The sequence below is a fragment of the Serratia sp. Tan611 genome (assembly GCF_905188235.1).
GTDB lineage: Bacteria > Pseudomonadota > Gammaproteobacteria > Enterobacterales > Enterobacteriaceae > Serratia_B > Serratia_B rhizosphaerae.
Genome location: NZ_LR994655.1, coordinates 3488445 through 3503238 on the forward strand (window position 1 = coordinate 3488445; position 14794 = coordinate 3503238).

14 protein-coding genes are annotated in these 14794 nt (G+C 59.8%); 7 read left to right on the top strand and 7 right to left on the bottom strand.

Annotated elements, in window-relative coordinates:
* Nucleotides 1-282 precede the first annotated feature (282 nt).
* Nucleotides 283-1527 carry a DUF1479 domain-containing protein gene (locus TAN611_RS16485; RefSeq protein WP_111736691.1) on the top strand — a complete coding sequence of 415 codons (1245 nt, stop codon included), beginning with the start codon at nt 283-285 and terminating at the stop codon, nt 1525-1527.
* 21 nt (nt 1528-1548) lie between these two features.
* Here TAN611_RS16485 and TAN611_RS16490 read toward each other — a convergent pair whose 3' ends face one another.
* On the bottom strand, nt 1549-2442 hold the full coding sequence (locus tag TAN611_RS16490; RefSeq protein WP_105232011.1) for a LysR substrate-binding domain-containing protein: 894 nt from the start codon (nt 2440-2442) through the stop codon (nt 1549-1551).
* A gap of 133 nt (nt 2443-2575) precedes the next feature.
* Here TAN611_RS16490 and TAN611_RS16495 point away from each other — a divergent pair, with 133 nt between their 5' ends.
* From TAN611_RS16495 to TAN611_RS16505, 3 genes are all read left to right on the top strand, one after another.
* Nucleotides 2576-4066 carry a UbiD family decarboxylase gene (locus tag TAN611_RS16495; RefSeq protein WP_105232012.1) on the top strand — a complete coding sequence of 497 codons (1491 nt, stop codon included), beginning with the start codon at nt 2576-2578 and terminating at the stop codon, nt 4064-4066.
* A 103-nt stretch (nt 4067-4169) separates the two neighbouring features.
* A complete protein-coding gene (locus tag TAN611_RS16500; protein ID WP_105232013.1) occupies nt 4170-5855 on the top strand; it encodes a sensor histidine kinase in 1686 nt (561 codons plus the stop codon).
* Nucleotides 5856-5862: 7 nt separating this feature from the next.
* Nucleotides 5863-6597, top strand: coding sequence for a LytTR family DNA-binding domain-containing protein (locus TAN611_RS16505; protein WP_105232014.1), 735 nt, complete (start codon nt 5863-5865; stop codon nt 6595-6597).
* On the opposite strand, the gene TAN611_RS16510 is transcribed toward TAN611_RS16505, so the two are convergent.
* Nucleotides 6598-6885, bottom strand: a complete 288-nt coding sequence (locus tag TAN611_RS16510) for a DUF2502 domain-containing protein (protein WP_105232015.1) — start codon at nt 6883-6885, stop codon at nt 6598-6600. It abuts the gene before it with no gap.
* A gap of 108 nt (nt 6886-6993) precedes the next feature.
* Nucleotides 6994-7128 (bottom strand): hypothetical protein, encoded by a 135-nt coding sequence (locus tag TAN611_RS23625; protein ID WP_255414255.1) that lies wholly within the window; start codon nt 7126-7128, stop codon nt 6994-6996.
* A 143-nt stretch (nt 7129-7271) separates the two neighbouring features.
* Between TAN611_RS23625 and TAN611_RS16515 the strand changes: the two genes are divergently transcribed.
* Nucleotides 7272-8498 (top strand): OFA family MFS transporter, encoded by a 1227-nt coding sequence (locus TAN611_RS16515; protein ID WP_203066745.1) that lies wholly within the window; start codon nt 7272-7274, stop codon nt 8496-8498.
* A 62-nt stretch (nt 8499-8560) separates the two neighbouring features.
* Here TAN611_RS16515 and glk read toward each other — a convergent pair whose 3' ends face one another.
* The 3 genes from glk to TAN611_RS16530 all read right to left on the bottom strand — a co-directional run bounded on the left by glk (nt 8561) and on the right by TAN611_RS16530 (nt 10886).
* Nucleotides 8561-9523, bottom strand: coding sequence for a glucokinase (gene glk / locus TAN611_RS16520; protein WP_105232017.1), 963 nt, complete (start codon nt 9521-9523; stop codon nt 8561-8563).
* A 160-nt stretch (nt 9524-9683) separates the two neighbouring features.
* Nucleotides 9684-10379, bottom strand: a complete 696-nt coding sequence (locus TAN611_RS16525) for an aspartate/glutamate racemase family protein (RefSeq protein WP_203067794.1) — start codon at nt 10377-10379, stop codon at nt 9684-9686.
* Between the two features lie 66 nt (nt 10380-10445).
* Entirely contained in the window at nt 10446-10886 is a 441-nt protein-coding gene (locus TAN611_RS16530; protein ID WP_105232019.1) for a multidrug/biocide efflux PACE transporter, read from the bottom strand.
* A 101-nt stretch (nt 10887-10987) separates the two neighbouring features.
* Between TAN611_RS16530 and TAN611_RS16535 the strand changes: the two genes are divergently transcribed.
* On the top strand, nt 10988-11854 hold the full coding sequence (locus TAN611_RS16535) for a LysR family transcriptional regulator (protein WP_203066747.1): 867 nt from the start codon (nt 10988-10990) through the stop codon (nt 11852-11854).
* On the opposite strand, the gene TAN611_RS16540 is transcribed toward TAN611_RS16535, so the two are convergent.
* On the bottom strand, nt 11851-13512 hold the full coding sequence (locus tag TAN611_RS16540) for an alpha-keto acid decarboxylase family protein (RefSeq protein WP_203066748.1): 1662 nt from the start codon (nt 13510-13512) through the stop codon (nt 11851-11853). The two genes, TAN611_RS16535 and TAN611_RS16540, sit on opposite strands and share 4 nt — an antisense overlap.
* A 215-nt stretch (nt 13513-13727) precedes the next feature.
* Between TAN611_RS16540 and TAN611_RS16545 the strand changes: the two genes are divergently transcribed.
* Nucleotides 13728-14717, top strand: a complete 990-nt coding sequence (locus tag TAN611_RS16545) for an aldo/keto reductase (protein WP_203066754.1) — start codon at nt 13728-13730, stop codon at nt 14715-14717.
* Nucleotides 14718-14794: the final 77 nt, after the last annotated feature.

Below are 14794 nucleotides of genomic sequence, written 5' to 3' on the forward strand. Positions count from 1 at the left end.
AGATTCCTCGAAGAGACGTAAGCGCCCGGACCGTCCGAGCGACGCTGGCCAGTTTTTGGCCTGTTATCGAACATATCGCAGCAGATTCAGGCTGTCCATCCCCTGAACAATAACTTTTTTCATCACCGCTTTCAGCGCTGACATCTTTCGTATAACAAAAAAGAGGAAGTTTCGAATGAAATATAACGCTTTATTTATCCCGTTTTAGGCCAGATAATCATTAACGTAAAAAAAACAAAATTATTACTTACCCTCTGTCACCGGCGAGATAAGGAGCACCTTATGACAGCACTGGTTATCGACGACATCCCCACCGCCATCAGAAACGTTAAACGGCAGTTGCGTCAGGCGCTGCCCAACTACCGCAAGGTGTTTCTGGCGCTGGAAGAGAACATCCGCCAACAGGTGGAACAGATTCGCCGCGAGCTGGCGGCAGGCCACAATCCGGTGCCGCAAATCGACGCCGACGATATCCTGCAACAACGGGTGAGCGAGCAGCAAAAAGCGCTGATCAGGCAGCGCGGCGCCTGCGCCATTCGCGGCGTGTTTCCACGCGATACCGCCGAAAGCTGGAACCGTGAGATCGGCGATTATCTGACGCGCAACAATTTCGTCGAACGGCTGAAAAACGCCGCCGAAGATAATTACTTCGGCAAGCTGGCCGCCAGCAAGCCGCAGATTTACGGTATCTACTGGTCGAAGCCGCAGGTGGAAGCGCGGCAGGATCGGCGCATGCATGCGGTGCAGGTGTTTATGAACAGCCTGTGGGAAACTGAAAGCAACGGCAAACAGCACTTCGACCCGCAGCGCGTCGCCACCTATGCCGACCGCACCCGCCGCCGTCCGCCCAACTCCTCCTCGCTCGGCCTGTCGCCGCACGTCGACAGCGGCACCATCGAACGCTGGCTGGACGAGAATTTCCGCTATGTCTACCGCCACGTGTTCTCCGGCGACTGGCAACGCTATAATCCTTTCGCCGCCGACGGCCGCACCGAGGTGCGGGAAATAGCCTCGCCGGCGGTCTGCTCGATGTTCCGCACCTTTCAGGGCTGGACCGCGCTGACGCCGCAGCGCACCCATGCCGGCACGCTGAATCTGGTGCCGATTGCCAACGCCATGGCCTATGTACTGCTGCGCGCGCTGCAGGACGACGTGGCCGACGACGACCTGTGCGATGCCGCGCCGGGACGCGCGCTGTCGATTTCGGAAACATGGCATCCCCTTTTACTGCAAGGGATTTCCCCTATTCCGGATCTGGAACCGGGCGACTGCGTATTCTGGCACTGTGATGTGATCCACGCGGTGGAAAACGAGCACCACGGCGAGTTCGACAGTAACGTGATGTATATCGCCGCCGCGCCGGGCTGTGAAAAGAACGACGCCTATCTGCAGCGTCAGCTGCCCAGCTTCCTGAGCGGCCGCACGCCGCCGGACTTCGCCGCGGACGATTTCGAAGTGGACTTCGTCGGCCGTGGCGGCGAAGAGCTACTGACGCCGCTCGGCAGAGAACAGCTCGGCCTGAAATAACCGCCCGTAGCGCGCCGTACCTCAGTGCGCGGCGCGCTGCCGGACAAAGCGGGCAAAGTCCTTCACCGCCGCCTGCTGAGTGTTCTGCCGATAGGCCAGCGTCAGCGTACTCACCGCCAGCGGATCGTCCAGCGGGTGGTAGCTGATATCCTCACGCCGCGCCAGCGCCTGCGTCTCCGGCACCAGCGCCACGCCCATCCCCAGCGCCACCAGCCCGATGGTCACCGCCACATCACGCGTGGCCTTCAGCGGGTGCGGCGTAAAGCCAGCGCGCCGGCAGGCGTCCAGTACCGACCAGGCCAGCCCGATACCCGGCGGATCGTTCTGGATCAAAAACGGCGCCTGCGCCAGCTGCCGCAGCGACAGCGTTCCGCATCCGCTCAGCGCATGATCCTTTGGCAGCACCGCGATCAACGTCCGTTGCACCACCTGCTGATAAACCAGCCCGGGCAACTGCGGCACCGGCGTACGCACCAGCGCCGCATCAAGATCGCCGTTCTGCAGCAGGGTGAGCTGGCGGTTCACATCATGCTCCTCCATCGCCAGCTCGATGCCCGGCCGCGCCTGACGGTAGTCGCGCATCAGCGTCATCAGTGCCGGATCGTAAATTGCCGATCCGACATATCCCAGCCGGATCGCGCCGTCGGCGCCGCTGCGCAGGCTGGCGGCGGTCTGCAGCAGTCCTTCATAGCGACCTATCGTATCGCGCGCTTTCTCCAGCAACACGCGCCCTTCCGGCGTCAGCGCCACGTGGCGGCGATCGCGTTCAAACAGCCGCAGCCCCAGACGCTGCTCCAACAGCTTGATGTGCTGGCTCAGCGCCGGCTGGGCAATGTGCACATTGGCCGCCGCACGCCCGAAGTGCATCTCTTCGGCCAGCGCAATAAACGAGTACAGCTGACGCATATCGCTCATAAGCCATCCTGTGATAACGAATGATGATTAAAAACAGGCTAAAGCCTATTAGACAGAAATCAATCCTCGCCCGATAGTGGAGAAATAACCACCAATAAATCGCCTTACCCCTACAACCTGACGGACAACGCCAATGACCACGACCACCGAACTACCGCAGGTGCACGACCTGCGTTCCGCCCTGGAGTTGCTGCGCCACATTGATGATGAACTGATCGCCACCGATGAACCGGTCGATCCGATGGCCGAACTGTCCGGCGTTTACCGCTACGTCGGCGCGCACGGCACCGTGATGCGCCCGACGCGCATCGGCCCGGCCATGATGTTCAACCGCATCAAAGGCTATGACGATATGCGGGTGCTGATCGGCCTGCTGGCGTCGCGCAAACGCGTGGCCCACCTGCTGGGCAGTACGCCGGAACGGCTGGCCTGGCTGCTGAAAGACTCGGTGAGCAAGCCGATTGCGCCGGTGGAGATCCCGCGTGAGCAGGCCGCCTGCCAGGAAGTGGTGCACCTGGCCAGCGACCCGGATTTCGACATCCTCAAACTGCTGCCGGCGCCGACCAATACGCCGGACGATGCCGGCCCCTATTTTACGCTGGGCATGTGTTACGCCGCCGATCCGGAAACCGGCGAACATGACGTGACCATTCACCGCCTGTGCGTCCAGGGCAAAGATGAAATTTCGATGTACTTCGTGCCCGGCCGCCACCTTGATACCTTCCGCATGAAGGCCGAAGCGGCAGGCCAGCCGCTGCCGATCTCCATCAGCATCGGCGTTGATCCGGCCATTGAGATCGGCGCCTGTTTTGAGCCGCCCACCACGCCGCTGGGCTTCGACGAGCTGTCGGTGGCCGGCGCGCTGCGCAACCGCCCGGTGGAACTGGCACCGTGCCTGACGGTGGCGGCACGCGCCATCGCCCACGCCGAGGTGGTGATTGAGGGCGAACTGCTGCCGGGCGTGCGGGTGCGCGAAGATCAGCACACCAACAGCGGCAAGGCGATGCCGGAGTTCCCCGGCTATACCGGGGAGGCCAAAGCGGCGTTGCCGGTGATCAAAGTGAAGGCGATCACCCACCGCAAACACCCGATCCTGCAAACCTGCATCGGCGCCAGCGATGAACACACTAATCTGGCCGGCATCCCCACCGAGGCCAGCATTCTGCAGATGGTCGAACGGGCGCTGCCCGGCTTTGTACTGAACGTCCACTGCCCTTCCCCCGGCACCGGCAAATATCTGGCGGTGCTGCAGGTGAAAAAACGCTCGGAAAACGACGAAGGCCGCCAGCGGCAGGCGGCACTGCTGGCATTCGCCGCCTTTTCAGAGCTGAAACACGTCATGCTGGTGGACGAGGACGTCGACCTGTTCGATATGAACGACGTGATGTGGGCAATGACCACCCGCTATCAGGGCGACGTCAGCACGGTGTTTATTCCCGGCGTACGCTGCCACCCGCTGGATCCGTCATCGTCACCGGCCTTCAGTCCGTCCATCCGCGCGGAGGGCATCGCCTGCAAGGCCATTTTTGACTGCACGGTGCCCTACGCGCTGAAGGCGCAGTTCCAGCGCAGCGCCTTTATGGAGGTGGACGTCACGCGCTTTATCCCGGGCTTTAAACGCTGACGGCGAGGACGTGCGTTCCCTGAGCCGGCGCCCGACGCTGTGATATACTGGGCGCCATCTTGTTTCGCCGCAGCGAGTAGCCGTTGTGCACCCTTTTTTTGAAATGCTGTTAGCGGTATTCGATCGTGCCGCGCTGATGTTAATTTGCCTGTTCTTCCTGACGCGCACCCGGCTGTTTCGGCAGCTGCTGCAAAAAGAGGAGCACACGCCGCTGGAACTGGCGGCGGTCACCGCCATTTTCTCGCTGTTCGCGCTGTTCAGCACCTATTCCGGTATCAACGTCGAAGGTTCGCTGGTCAACGTGCGGGTGATCGCCATTATGGCCGGCGGCATCCTGTTCGGGCCGTGGGTCGGCGTCGTCACCGGCATTATCGCCGGCGTGCACCGCTATCTGATCGATATCGACGGCATTACCTCGGTGCCCTGTCTGATCACCAGCATCATCGCCGGCATCAGCGCCGCCTATATCAACCTGAAGGTGAAAAAAGAGCGTCGCTGGCGTATCGGCATTCTCGGCGGCATGCTGTGCGAAAGCCTGACCATGCTGCTGATCGTCCTGTGGGCGTCGCCGACCGAGCTGGGGCTGGAGATCGTGGCGCAAATCGCCCTGCCGATGATCCTCGGCACGGTGTGCATCGGCCTGATCGTGCTGCTGGTGCAGAGCGTCGAGGATGAAAAAGAGGTGATCGCCGCACGTCAGGCCAAGCTGGCGCTGGATATCGCCCGTAAAACGCTGCCCTACTTCCGCAACTTCAACAGCGAGTCGCTGACCACCATCTGCGACATTATCCGCCACGATATTCAGGCCGATGCGGTGGCGATGACCGATACCCAAAGCGTGCTGGCCTACGTCGGCGTCGGCGAGGAGCACTATCCGGTCGGGCGGGAAAGCCTCAGCCGGGTGACGCGGGAAAGCATCCGCCACGGCAAAATCATCATCAAGAACAACCATGAAAGCCCCGCCACGCCGCAGATCCACTCGCAGCTGGTGATCCCGCTGTGGGAAAAGGGCGAAGTCAGCGGCACGCTGAAAATCTACTACTGCCACGCACACCAGATCACCAATACCCTGAAGGTGATGGCGGTCGGTCTGTCACAGATTATCTCCACCCAGATGGAGGTGTCCCGCATTGAGCAGCTGCGCCAGATGGCGGACAAAGCCGAAATGCGCGCGCTGCAGAGCAAGATCAACCCGCACTTTCTGTTTAATGCGCTGAACGCCATCTCCTCATCGATCCGCCTCAAACCGGACACCGCGCGCCAGCTGATTATCAACCTGTCGCGTTACCTGCGTTACAACCTGGAACTGAACGATGAGCTGATTGATATCCGTAAGGAGCTGCATCAGGTACAAGACTATATCGCCATTGAACAGGCGCGCTTCGGCGACAAACTGACGGTGATCTACGATATCGACGACGATATCGCGCTGCGCATTCCCAGCCTGCTGATCCAGCCGCTGGTGGAAAACGCCATCGTGCACGGCATTCAGCCCTGCCGCGGCAAAGGTGTGGTGGTGATTGCGGTCAAGGACCACGGTGAGCGCATTCGGATTTCGGTGCAAGACACCGGCCACGGCATCAGCCAGGCGGTGATTGACCGGGTGGCGCGCAACGAAATGCCGGGCAACCATATCGGCCTGCTCAATGTGCACCACCGCGTCTCGCTGCTGTACGGCGCCGGGCTGAAGATTCGCCGTCTGGAGCCAGGCACCGAAATTGCGTTTTATATCACTAAAGACGGCGGCAAACGGCGCCCGGCCGCCGAACAGCCGGCAGAAGAAGCATGAGGAAAGTATGAAAGCCATCATTGTTGAAGATGAGTTTTTGGCGCAGGAAGAGCTGAGCTACCTGATCAAACAGCACAGCAACATCACCATCGAGGCCACCTTCGATGACGGGCTGGACGTGCTGAAATACCTGCAAAATCATCAGGTGGACGCCATCTTCCTCGATATTAATATCCCGTCTCTCGACGGTGTGCTGCTGGCGCAGAACATCAGCAAGTTCGCCCACCGGCCGGCGATTATCTTTATTACCGCCTATAAAGAGCACGCGGTGGAAGCCTTTGAGATCGAAGCCTTCGACTATATTCTCAAGCCGTACCACGAGGCGCGTATCGTCACCATGCTGCAAAAGCTGGAGGCGCTGCACCAGCGTTCGCTGAATCAGCCCGAACAGCAGCAGCCGGCCGGGCGCGGCGGCCACAGCATTAACCTGATAAAAAACGATCGCATCATCGTTACCGACATCAACGATATTTACTATGCGGCGGCCGATGAGAAGGTGACGCGGGTGTACACCCGCCGTGAAGAGTTTGTGATGCCGATGAATATCAGCGAGTTTTACGCCCGGCTGCCGGAAGAGCATTTCTTCCGCTGCCACCGCTCCTACTGCGTCAACCTGGCGAAAATCCGCGAAATCGTGCCCTGGTTCAATAACACCTATATTCTGCGGCTGAGCGACCTGGAGTTTGAGGTGCCGGTCAGCCGCAGCAAGGTCAAGGCGTTCCGCCAGCTGATGCGTCTGTAATTAGCCGCGGTGATGGTGATCGTGGTGGTGATGCCATTCCCGCTGACGGAAATCCGCCCGGTGCGGCGGACGGTCGTGCCCGCGGTAGTGGCGCGGCGGCCGGTAATCGCGGTGATGTGCACGCCACCAGCGCGCCTCGCGCCAGCGGTGGCCATCCCAGTAGTGGCCGCGGTGGTCACGGTCGCCGACGCGCCATGCGCTGTCCGGGGTGACGTTAATAAAAATTCCGGCCTGGCTCACCAGCGGCAGCGCCAGTAGCGCCGCCAATAATAGTGCTCTTTTTTTCATACTATGGCTCCTGCATTAACGGATCGAATCCGCCTGCCGTTACCCTAATACCACACCCGCAGCCGCTCCATCAGACAAACGCCGGTTTACCTCATCCGCACAGAACCTTCACAATTCCCCCACAATCCTTCCCCGCCGTCCGGCAATAAATCGTTGATAATTTTGATTTAGATCACATGTCCAGGGGCGCATTTCACGACGTTTTTGCGCCAAAAACGGCAACTCATGCAGCGCCTGATGCATTTCATTCCTCGGCAGAGGCAACTCATGCCCAATCCGCCGCCGGCCGCCACCCCGGCCATATAATATCCCCATACTGCGGAGCCGATTTGCTCCGCGCATTTACACCACGGGTAACGCACACTTACATACAGGAGAAACCGGCCATGAGAACAAAACCGGTAAATCGCAGCCTTATCGTTCTGGGCACCATCATCTGTCAGATGGGCCTGGGAACTATCTATACCTGGAGCCTGTTTAACCAGCCGCTGGTGGATAAATTCCACTGGGGCCTGGCGGATGTCGCCACCACGTTCTCCATCACCAGTTTCTTCCTGGCGTTTTCCACTCTGTTCGCCGGCAAATTGCAGGAACGCTTCGGCATCCGCAACCTGACGCTGGCCGCCGGCGTGCTGGTCGGGCTGGGGCTGATCGCCAGCGCCCACGCCAGCTCGCTGGATATGATTTATCTGCTGGCCGGCGTGGTGGTCGGTTTCGCCGTCGGCATCGCCTATATCTCCACCCTGTCCAACCTGATCAAGTGGTTCCCGGCCAACAAAGGGCTGATTTCCGGCATCTCCGTCGGCGCCTTCGGCAGCGGCAGCCTGCTGTTCAAATACGTTAACGCCGCGCTGATTGCCAATGCGGGCGTCTCCGCCGCCTTCTTCTACTGGGGCGTTATCGTGATGGCGTTAATCGTCTTCGGTTCGCTGCTGCTGAAAGAGCCGGCCGCCGCAGCCTCCAACGCAGCGGCGCAAGGTGGCCGGAGCGTTAACTACAGCGTGCGCCAAATGCTGACGACCAAAGAAGCCTACCTGCTGTTTGCCATTTTCTTCTCCGCCTGCATGAGCGGCCTGTACCTGATCGGCATCGTCAAGGATATGGGGGTGCAGCTGGCCGGAATGGACGTTGCCACCGCCGCCAACACCGTCTCCGCCGTGGCGATTTTCAACACCGCCGGCCGTATTATTCTCGGCACCCTGTCGGATAAAGTCGGCCGGATGCGCGTCATCAGCTTTACCATGTTGGTCACCGTGCTGGCGATCGTCGCCCTGAGCACCTTTACCCTCAGCCACAGCCTGTTCTTCCTGTGCGTCGGCGCCGTCGCCTTCTGCTTCGGCGGCAATATCACCGTATTCCCGGCGATTGTCGGCGACTTCTTCGGCCTGAAAAACCACAGCAAAAACTACGGCATCATCTACCAGGGCTTCGGACTGGGCGCGTTGGCCGGCTCGTTTATCGCCAAATACTTCGGCGGCTTCCACACCACCTTTATGGTGATTGGCGTCCTGTCGCTGCTGTCCCTGCTGATTACCCTGTTTATCAAAACGCCGCAGCCGGCCATCACGGCCGAACAGGACGAACATCAGCCGGCGGATCTGGTCAAAGCCTGATATCCGGCCAACAAAAAGGGGCGCAGCCATTAAGCTGCGCCCCTTTTTTCATGTCCGTACCGTTACAGCTCAATCCCCAGCGTCTGTCGCAGGTGGGCGCCGGCGCCCAGCAGGCCCGGCTGCGCATGGGTAATCATAAACACCGGGATCTCCTGCACGTAATCCTTAAAGCGCCCCTTGTCTTCAAACGCCGCGCGGAAGCCGGAAGCTTTAAAGAATTCCATAAAGCGCGGCACGATGCCGCCGGCGATATAAACGCCGCCGAAAGTGCCCAGCGTCAGCGCCAGGTTGCCACCGAAACGCCCCAGAATCACGCAAAACAGCGACAGCGCGCGTCGGCAGTCGATACAGCTGTCGGCCAGCGCGCGTTCGGTAATATCTTTCGGCGCCAGGTTCTCCGGCAGCCGGCCATCAGATTTGACAATCGCCCGGTACAGGTTGACCAGCCCCGGCCCGGACAGCACGCGCTCCGCCGAAACATGGCCCATCTCCGCCCGCAGCGTTTCCAGAATGATGTCTTCTTCTTCGCTGTTGGGTGCGAAGTCTACGTGGCCGCCTTCGCCCGGCAGGCTTACCCACTGGCGATTGACGTGGATCAGATGCGCCACCCCCAGCCCGGTGCCGGCGCCGTAAACGGCAATCGGTTTATCCTGCTGCGCCTGGCCGCCGCCGAACTGCAGCACGTCGGCATCCGTCAGCATCGGAATCGCCATCGACACCGCAGTGAAGTCGTTGATGACTTCCAGGTGCGCCAGTCCCAGGTTCGCCTTCATTTGTCTGATCGAAAATGCCCAGGAATGATTGGTCATCGCCACCCAGTCTTCCGTCACCGGACAGGCGATGGCGATACAGGCGTCCTGCACCTCCAGCTGATGCTCCTGCAGATATTGGCGGATCACCGCTTCCAGGCTGTCAAACTCCAGGCCTGAGTAGGTTTTCGCCTGGCTGATTTCACCCGTCTCTTGCGAGCAAAGCGCCAGGCGGGCATTGGTGCCGCCAACGTCACCTACGAGGGCATATGTCATCGATGTTTTCTCCGCAAAAAAGTAAATAAACGGCAGGCAGCCAACACTGTAAAACCCCGTCGGGAAAACAACAATCGCTGCCCGCGGCACGGCGGCTCAATAGTAACATAGATCACAAAAATCGTTTCGGCCGACCATCACGGCGTGCAAAACATTCCCTCTAACGCGCCAGGATATACTCCGCCGCCGCACGCGCATGAATCGCCGTGGTATCGAATACCGGTACCGAAGCATCCTGCGGGCCGACCAACAGGCCGATTTCCGTACAGCCGAAAATAATCCCCTGCGCGCCTTGCTGTTCCAGATCGCTGATAATGCGCCGATACTCCTCGCGCGAAGCGACATGAATATGGCCCAGACACAGCTCCTCATAGATTATACGGTGCACGCTGTCGCGATCCGTCGCCACCGGCGTCACCACTTCGATGCCGAATTTATCCTGCAACCGCCCGCGATAAAAATCCTGCTCCATGGTAAAGCGCGTACCCAGCAGCCCGACGCGGCGGATATTTTGCTGGCGTACCTGCTGCGCCGTGGCATCGGCGATATGAATAAGCGGCAGGCCGCTGGCCTGCTCCACCACATCCGCCACTTTGTGCATGGTGTTGGTGCAAATCGCTATCGCTTCGGCGCCCGCCGCACGCAGCGCCGTCGCCGCCTGAGCCAGCAATCGTCCGGCACCTTCCCAGTCGCCGCGATGCTGCAGCTGCTCGACTTCATGGAAATCAACGCTATACAGCACGATTTTCGCCGAATGCAAACCGCCCAGCTGCGTTTTCACCTGTTCGTTGATCATACGGTAATAAGGAATGGTGGATTCCCAACTCATCCCGCCTAACAGTCCCAGCACTTTCATCATCGCCCCCGGAGTACGTTACGGATAATAGCGACCTTACCTGAGCTATCGCCGCTTGACGACCGGTTATTTTACCGCCAGCCGAGCCGCGATCCAGCGCTGGCGCAGCGCGTCATAGGCCCAGTTATACAATACGGTATACGGCAGGAAGAACAGGAAAAAGCCCAGTTCCAGCATAAAAGCCTGCACCAGCGTCAGGTTCAGCATAAAGGCGGCAATCGGTACGCCAATCAGAATAAAGCCGGCCTCAAAGCCGGCCGCGTGCAGCATCCGCACTTTCAGGTTGCGTACTACCCGGCTCACCGGCCACAGGCGATCAAACCCCGCGTTGTAAACGATGTTCCACAGCATGGCAACGCTGGAAAGCATGACCGCCAAAGCACCGACCTGCGCCATGGAACGGCCCAGGATCCACGAACCAATCGGTGCGCAGATCATGACGGCGATCGCTTCAAACCCCACCGCGTGGACGATACGTTCGCTAAAAGACTTGTTTTGCAGTTGCATAACTCACCTGTTTTTTTACTCATGGTTGGAAAAGTGAGGTGATTATCATCGCTTTTTTGCGTAGATTAAAAATAGGTTCCATCGATAAAGTAGATACATCTATGCGCTACTCACCCGAAGCCTTATTGGCATTTGTTGAAGCCGCGGCGCTCGGTTCATTTTCCGCCGCCGCCCGCAAGCTGAAGAAAAGTCAGTCGACCATCAGCACCGCTATCGCCAATCTGGAGGCGGATCTCGACTTAACCCTGTTCGACCGACAGTCGCGTCAGCCGACGCTGACCGTCGCCGGCCATAAAGTACTGGGGCACGTACAGGAGATTCTGGCCGCCAGCGAACGGCTGGACGCCCTGAGCATCCGCCTGGCGGACAAGATAGAACCACGGCTGACCATCGTTTTTTCTGATACTTATCAGCCGAGTTATCATGAAAACCTGATGGCGCAGTTTGAACAGCGCTATCAGGATATTGAGCTGGAATGCATGGTTGGCGAAGGGGAGGACGTGCTGGACTTACTGCAGAGCGGCCGCGCCCATCTGGGGATGCTGGCGGTGCAGCCGGACTACCCGTCCGATATCGCGGCGGCGCGGCTGCCGGAGCGCACCGAAATGGGCATTTTCGTCTCTCATCAGCATCCGCTGGCCAGCGTCGTCCATCCCACACAGGAGCAGCTCGCCAGCGCCCGGCAGCTGTATCTCAACAGCTATATCAACAACCGAAACAAGCCGCAGGGACGCGTCTGGTCGGCCCCCAGCTATCTGATGCTGCTGGAGATGGCGGAACAGGGATTTGGCTGGGCGATTCTGCCGCACTGGCTGGTAAAGCAATACGACCACGGCCACCTGACCGAATTGCAGCCACGCGGCTGGCCGATGCTGATCTCCGTAGATGCGGCCTGGTCAAAACTGACCCCGCCGGGGCCGGCGGGGTTCTGGCTGCTGGAGCATCTGCTGAAAGGGTCTTCAGGCTAGGCAGCATCATTGCGTAATTGAATCGCCTGCGAGATGCTGTTCAGCAATTCCGGCACATCCATCGGCGGCAGCAGCACCTCAATCAACGCCAGCCGCCCGCTGTTGCCGGCCGTCTGCAGCGCGCTCTGCAGCTGCTGCGGCGTACTGACCCGCCGCACCGTGCTGGCCGTTGCCGACCCTAACGCCTGCGGCAGCGCGCACCAGTCCCAGGTGGCGATATCGTTATAGCGCTGCTGCGGCCCGTGGATGGCGCGTTCGACGGTATAGCCACCATTATTCAGCAGCAAAATCACCGGTTTGAGATCGTCACGCAGTAGCGATCCCAACTCCTGGATCGTCAGCTGCGCGGCGCCATCGCCGATCAGCAGCACCACCCGACGATCCGGCTGCGCCGTCTGCACGCCAAACGCCGCCGGCAGGGTGTAGCCGATCGACCCCCACAGCGGCTGATTGATAAACAGGCAACCCTGCGGCAGGCTAAGCGCCGCCGCGCCAAAACAGGCGGTGCCCTGATCGGCAATGATCGCGTCACCGGGTTGCAAAAATGCCTGCAGTTGACGCCAAAGTGCGTGCTGATCCAGTTTATCGCCCTCAGCGGCGGGTAATTCCGGGCGACTCACGGCCAGCGGCGGCCACTGCCCATTCAGCGACATCGTCAGCTGATGCAGCGCCTGTACCGCATCATGCATCGCCAGCGGGCTGAAGGTCTGCTGACCGACGCAGGCGGCGAACGGCTGGATATCGATACATTTTTCCGGCGTTAACCGCTGGCTGAAACCGGCGGTGATGGTGTCGGTCAAGCGCACGCCGACCAGTATGGTCGCATCCGCCTCTTCCACTCGCTGCCTGACCAGCGGATCGCTGGCCGCGCCGCTGTAGGTGCCGATAAATCCGGCATGGGTTTCATCCAGCACGCTTTTGCCCATCAGCAAGGTTGCGTGCGGCAAAGGGACTTCATTCATCCACTGCGCCAACGCCTGCCTTACGCCAAAGCGCTCGGCGAGAAAATCCGCCACCAGCGTGACGTGGCACGCCGGCTGCAGGAGTTCGCGCGCGGCGGCGATAAACCCGGCCAGCGCCTCCGGCGCCGAATGAAACGCCGGTAACCTCAGCGGCGATAGCGGCGGCGTCAGCGGTGCCTGCGCCACGTCGCCCGGCAGCAGCAGATAAACCGGTCGCCGTTCGGTTAATGCCACGCTCAGCAGGCGGTCAATTTCCGCCTTGGCGTTGTCCAGCGTCAGGCTGGCCTGCGCCGCCGTCACCTCTTGCGCCATGCGCGCAAAGTGGCCGAAGTCACCGTCTCCCAGCGTATGGTGCAGCATCTCTCCGGCACGCTGGGCGCGCAGCATCGGCGCCCCCACCAGGTGAATGACCGGCAGATACTCGGCATAGCTGCCCGCAATGCCGTTGACGGCGCTCAACTCCCCCACGCCGTAAGTAGTCAGCAACGCCGCGGCCGGCTGACAACGCGCATAGCCATCGGCCGCGTAGGCGGCGTTCAGCTCATTGGCGCAGCCTACCCAGCGGATTTGCGGGTGATCGATCACATGATCCAGAAAATGCAGGTTGTAATCGCCCGGCACGCCAAAAAGATGGCGGATGCCTATCTGCGCCAGACGATCGAGAAGATAATCAGCTACCGTGTAGTGGGCGTTCATAAGCGTCACCTGTCTGACTGCGGTATGTACCGTTAAGTATTGACGACAGGGCGCAGATTACGAGCAAAAAAGAGGCGGGCCAAGCTTCACCGCATCGCATGCCGAGAAACCGCCGGCTTCCGTCAGTTGAAAGATTAATGTACGCAGCGCCTTTTAATGAAAGTGTATACACTAAAAATCTTCTTTCTGACTATCGGCGATTCTTGAGTATGAATATGGCTTATCAGGCGGACGATTCCCGTTATCAACATATGCACTACCAGCGCTGCGGGCGCAGCGGCCTGCAGTTGCCGGCCATTGCGCTGGGCCTGTGGCACAACTTCGGTGAAGTATCCTCGCAGGATAACGCGCGCCGGCTGGTGCAGCACGCTTTCAACCTGGGGATTACCCATTTCGATCTGGCCAACAACTATGGCCCGCCGCCCGGCGCCGCCGAAGAAAGTTTTGGCCGTATGCTGCAAAGCGATCTGCGGCCATACCGCGATGAGCTGATTATTTCGACCAAGGCCGGCTATACCATGTGGCCTGGCCCTTACGGCGACTGGGGATCCAAAAAGTATCTGGTCGCCAGCCTTGACCAGAGCCTGCGCCGCCTGGGGCTGGAGTACGTCGATATCTTTTATCACCACCGGCCGGATCCGCATACGCCGCTGGAAGAAACCATGGCGGCGCTGGATTTGCTGGTGCGTCAGGGCAAGGCGCTGTATATCGGCCTGTCGAACTATCCGGCACAGCGCGCCAGCGAAGCGTTCGCTATCCTGCAGCGGCTGGGCACGCCCTGCCTGATCCATCAGCCGAAATACTCCCTGTTTGAACGCGATGCAGAGACGCAATTGCTTGATACCCTGCAGCAACACGGCGTCGGCTGCATCGCCTTTTCCCCCCTCGCGGGCGGCATACTGACCGATCGCTATCTGCAGGGGATTCCGCAAGATTCGCGCGCCGCCAGCGGCAGCCAGTTCCTGCGCCCGGAGCAGCTGACTGATGAACGGTTAGACAAAGTGCGCCGCCTGAATCAGCTTGCGCTGCAACGAGGACAGAAGCTGTCGCAGATGGCGCTGGCCTGGGTGCTGCGGCATCAAGCCGTCACGTCGGTGCTGATTGGCGCCAGTAAAACGACGCAGATAGAGGATGCGGTCGGCATGCTGGCGCATCGCGACTTTAGTCAGGAAGAGCTGGCGCTAATCGAACAGATATTAATGTAATCGGTTACAACCATATCGGTTTCAGTCGAGGACAGGCAAATATTCACAGAAAAATCTTAATTTACCTTGGGTTAGAT

What these genes read in the sequence shown, in the direction of transcription:
- TAN611_RS16485 (WP_111736691.1), top strand. Translation starts at nt 283, where the DNA reads ATGACAGCACTGGTTATCGACGACATCCCCACCGCCATCAGAAACGTT.
- TAN611_RS16490 (WP_105232011.1), bottom strand. Translation starts at nt 2,442, where the DNA reads ATGAGCGATATGCGTCAGCTGTACTCGTTTATTGCGCTGGCCGAAGAG.
- TAN611_RS16495 (WP_105232012.1), top strand. Translation starts at nt 2,576, where the DNA reads ATGACCACGACCACCGAACTACCGCAGGTGCACGACCTGCGTTCCGCC.
- TAN611_RS16500 (WP_105232013.1), top strand. Translation starts at nt 4,170, where the DNA reads ATGCTGTTAGCGGTATTCGATCGTGCCGCGCTGATGTTAATTTGCCTG.
- TAN611_RS16505 (WP_105232014.1), top strand. Translation starts at nt 5,863, where the DNA reads ATGAAAGCCATCATTGTTGAAGATGAGTTTTTGGCGCAGGAAGAGCTG.
- TAN611_RS16510 (WP_105232015.1), bottom strand. Translation starts at nt 6,885, where the DNA reads ATGAAAAAAAGAGCACTATTATTGGCGGCGCTACTGGCGCTGCCGCTG.
- TAN611_RS23625 (WP_255414255.1), bottom strand. Translation starts at nt 7,128, where the DNA reads ATGCATCAGGCGCTGCATGAGTTGCCGTTTTTGGCGCAAAAACGTCGT.
- TAN611_RS16515 (WP_203066745.1), top strand. Translation starts at nt 7,272, where the DNA reads ATGAGAACAAAACCGGTAAATCGCAGCCTTATCGTTCTGGGCACCATC.
- glk (WP_105232017.1), bottom strand. Translation starts at nt 9,523, where the DNA reads ATGACATATGCCCTCGTAGGTGACGTTGGCGGCACCAATGCCCGCCTG.
- TAN611_RS16525 (WP_203067794.1), bottom strand. Translation starts at nt 10,379, where the DNA reads ATGAAAGTGCTGGGACTGTTAGGCGGGATGAGTTGGGAATCCACCATT.
- TAN611_RS16530 (WP_105232019.1), bottom strand. Translation starts at nt 10,886, where the DNA reads ATGCAACTGCAAAACAAGTCTTTTAGCGAACGTATCGTCCACGCGGTG.
- TAN611_RS16535 (WP_203066747.1), top strand. Translation starts at nt 10,988, where the DNA reads ATGCGCTACTCACCCGAAGCCTTATTGGCATTTGTTGAAGCCGCGGCG.
- TAN611_RS16540 (WP_203066748.1), bottom strand. Translation starts at nt 13,512, where the DNA reads ATGAACGCCCACTACACGGTAGCTGATTATCTTCTCGATCGTCTGGCG.
- TAN611_RS16545 (WP_203066754.1), top strand. Translation starts at nt 13,728, where the DNA reads ATGGCTTATCAGGCGGACGATTCCCGTTATCAACATATGCACTACCAG.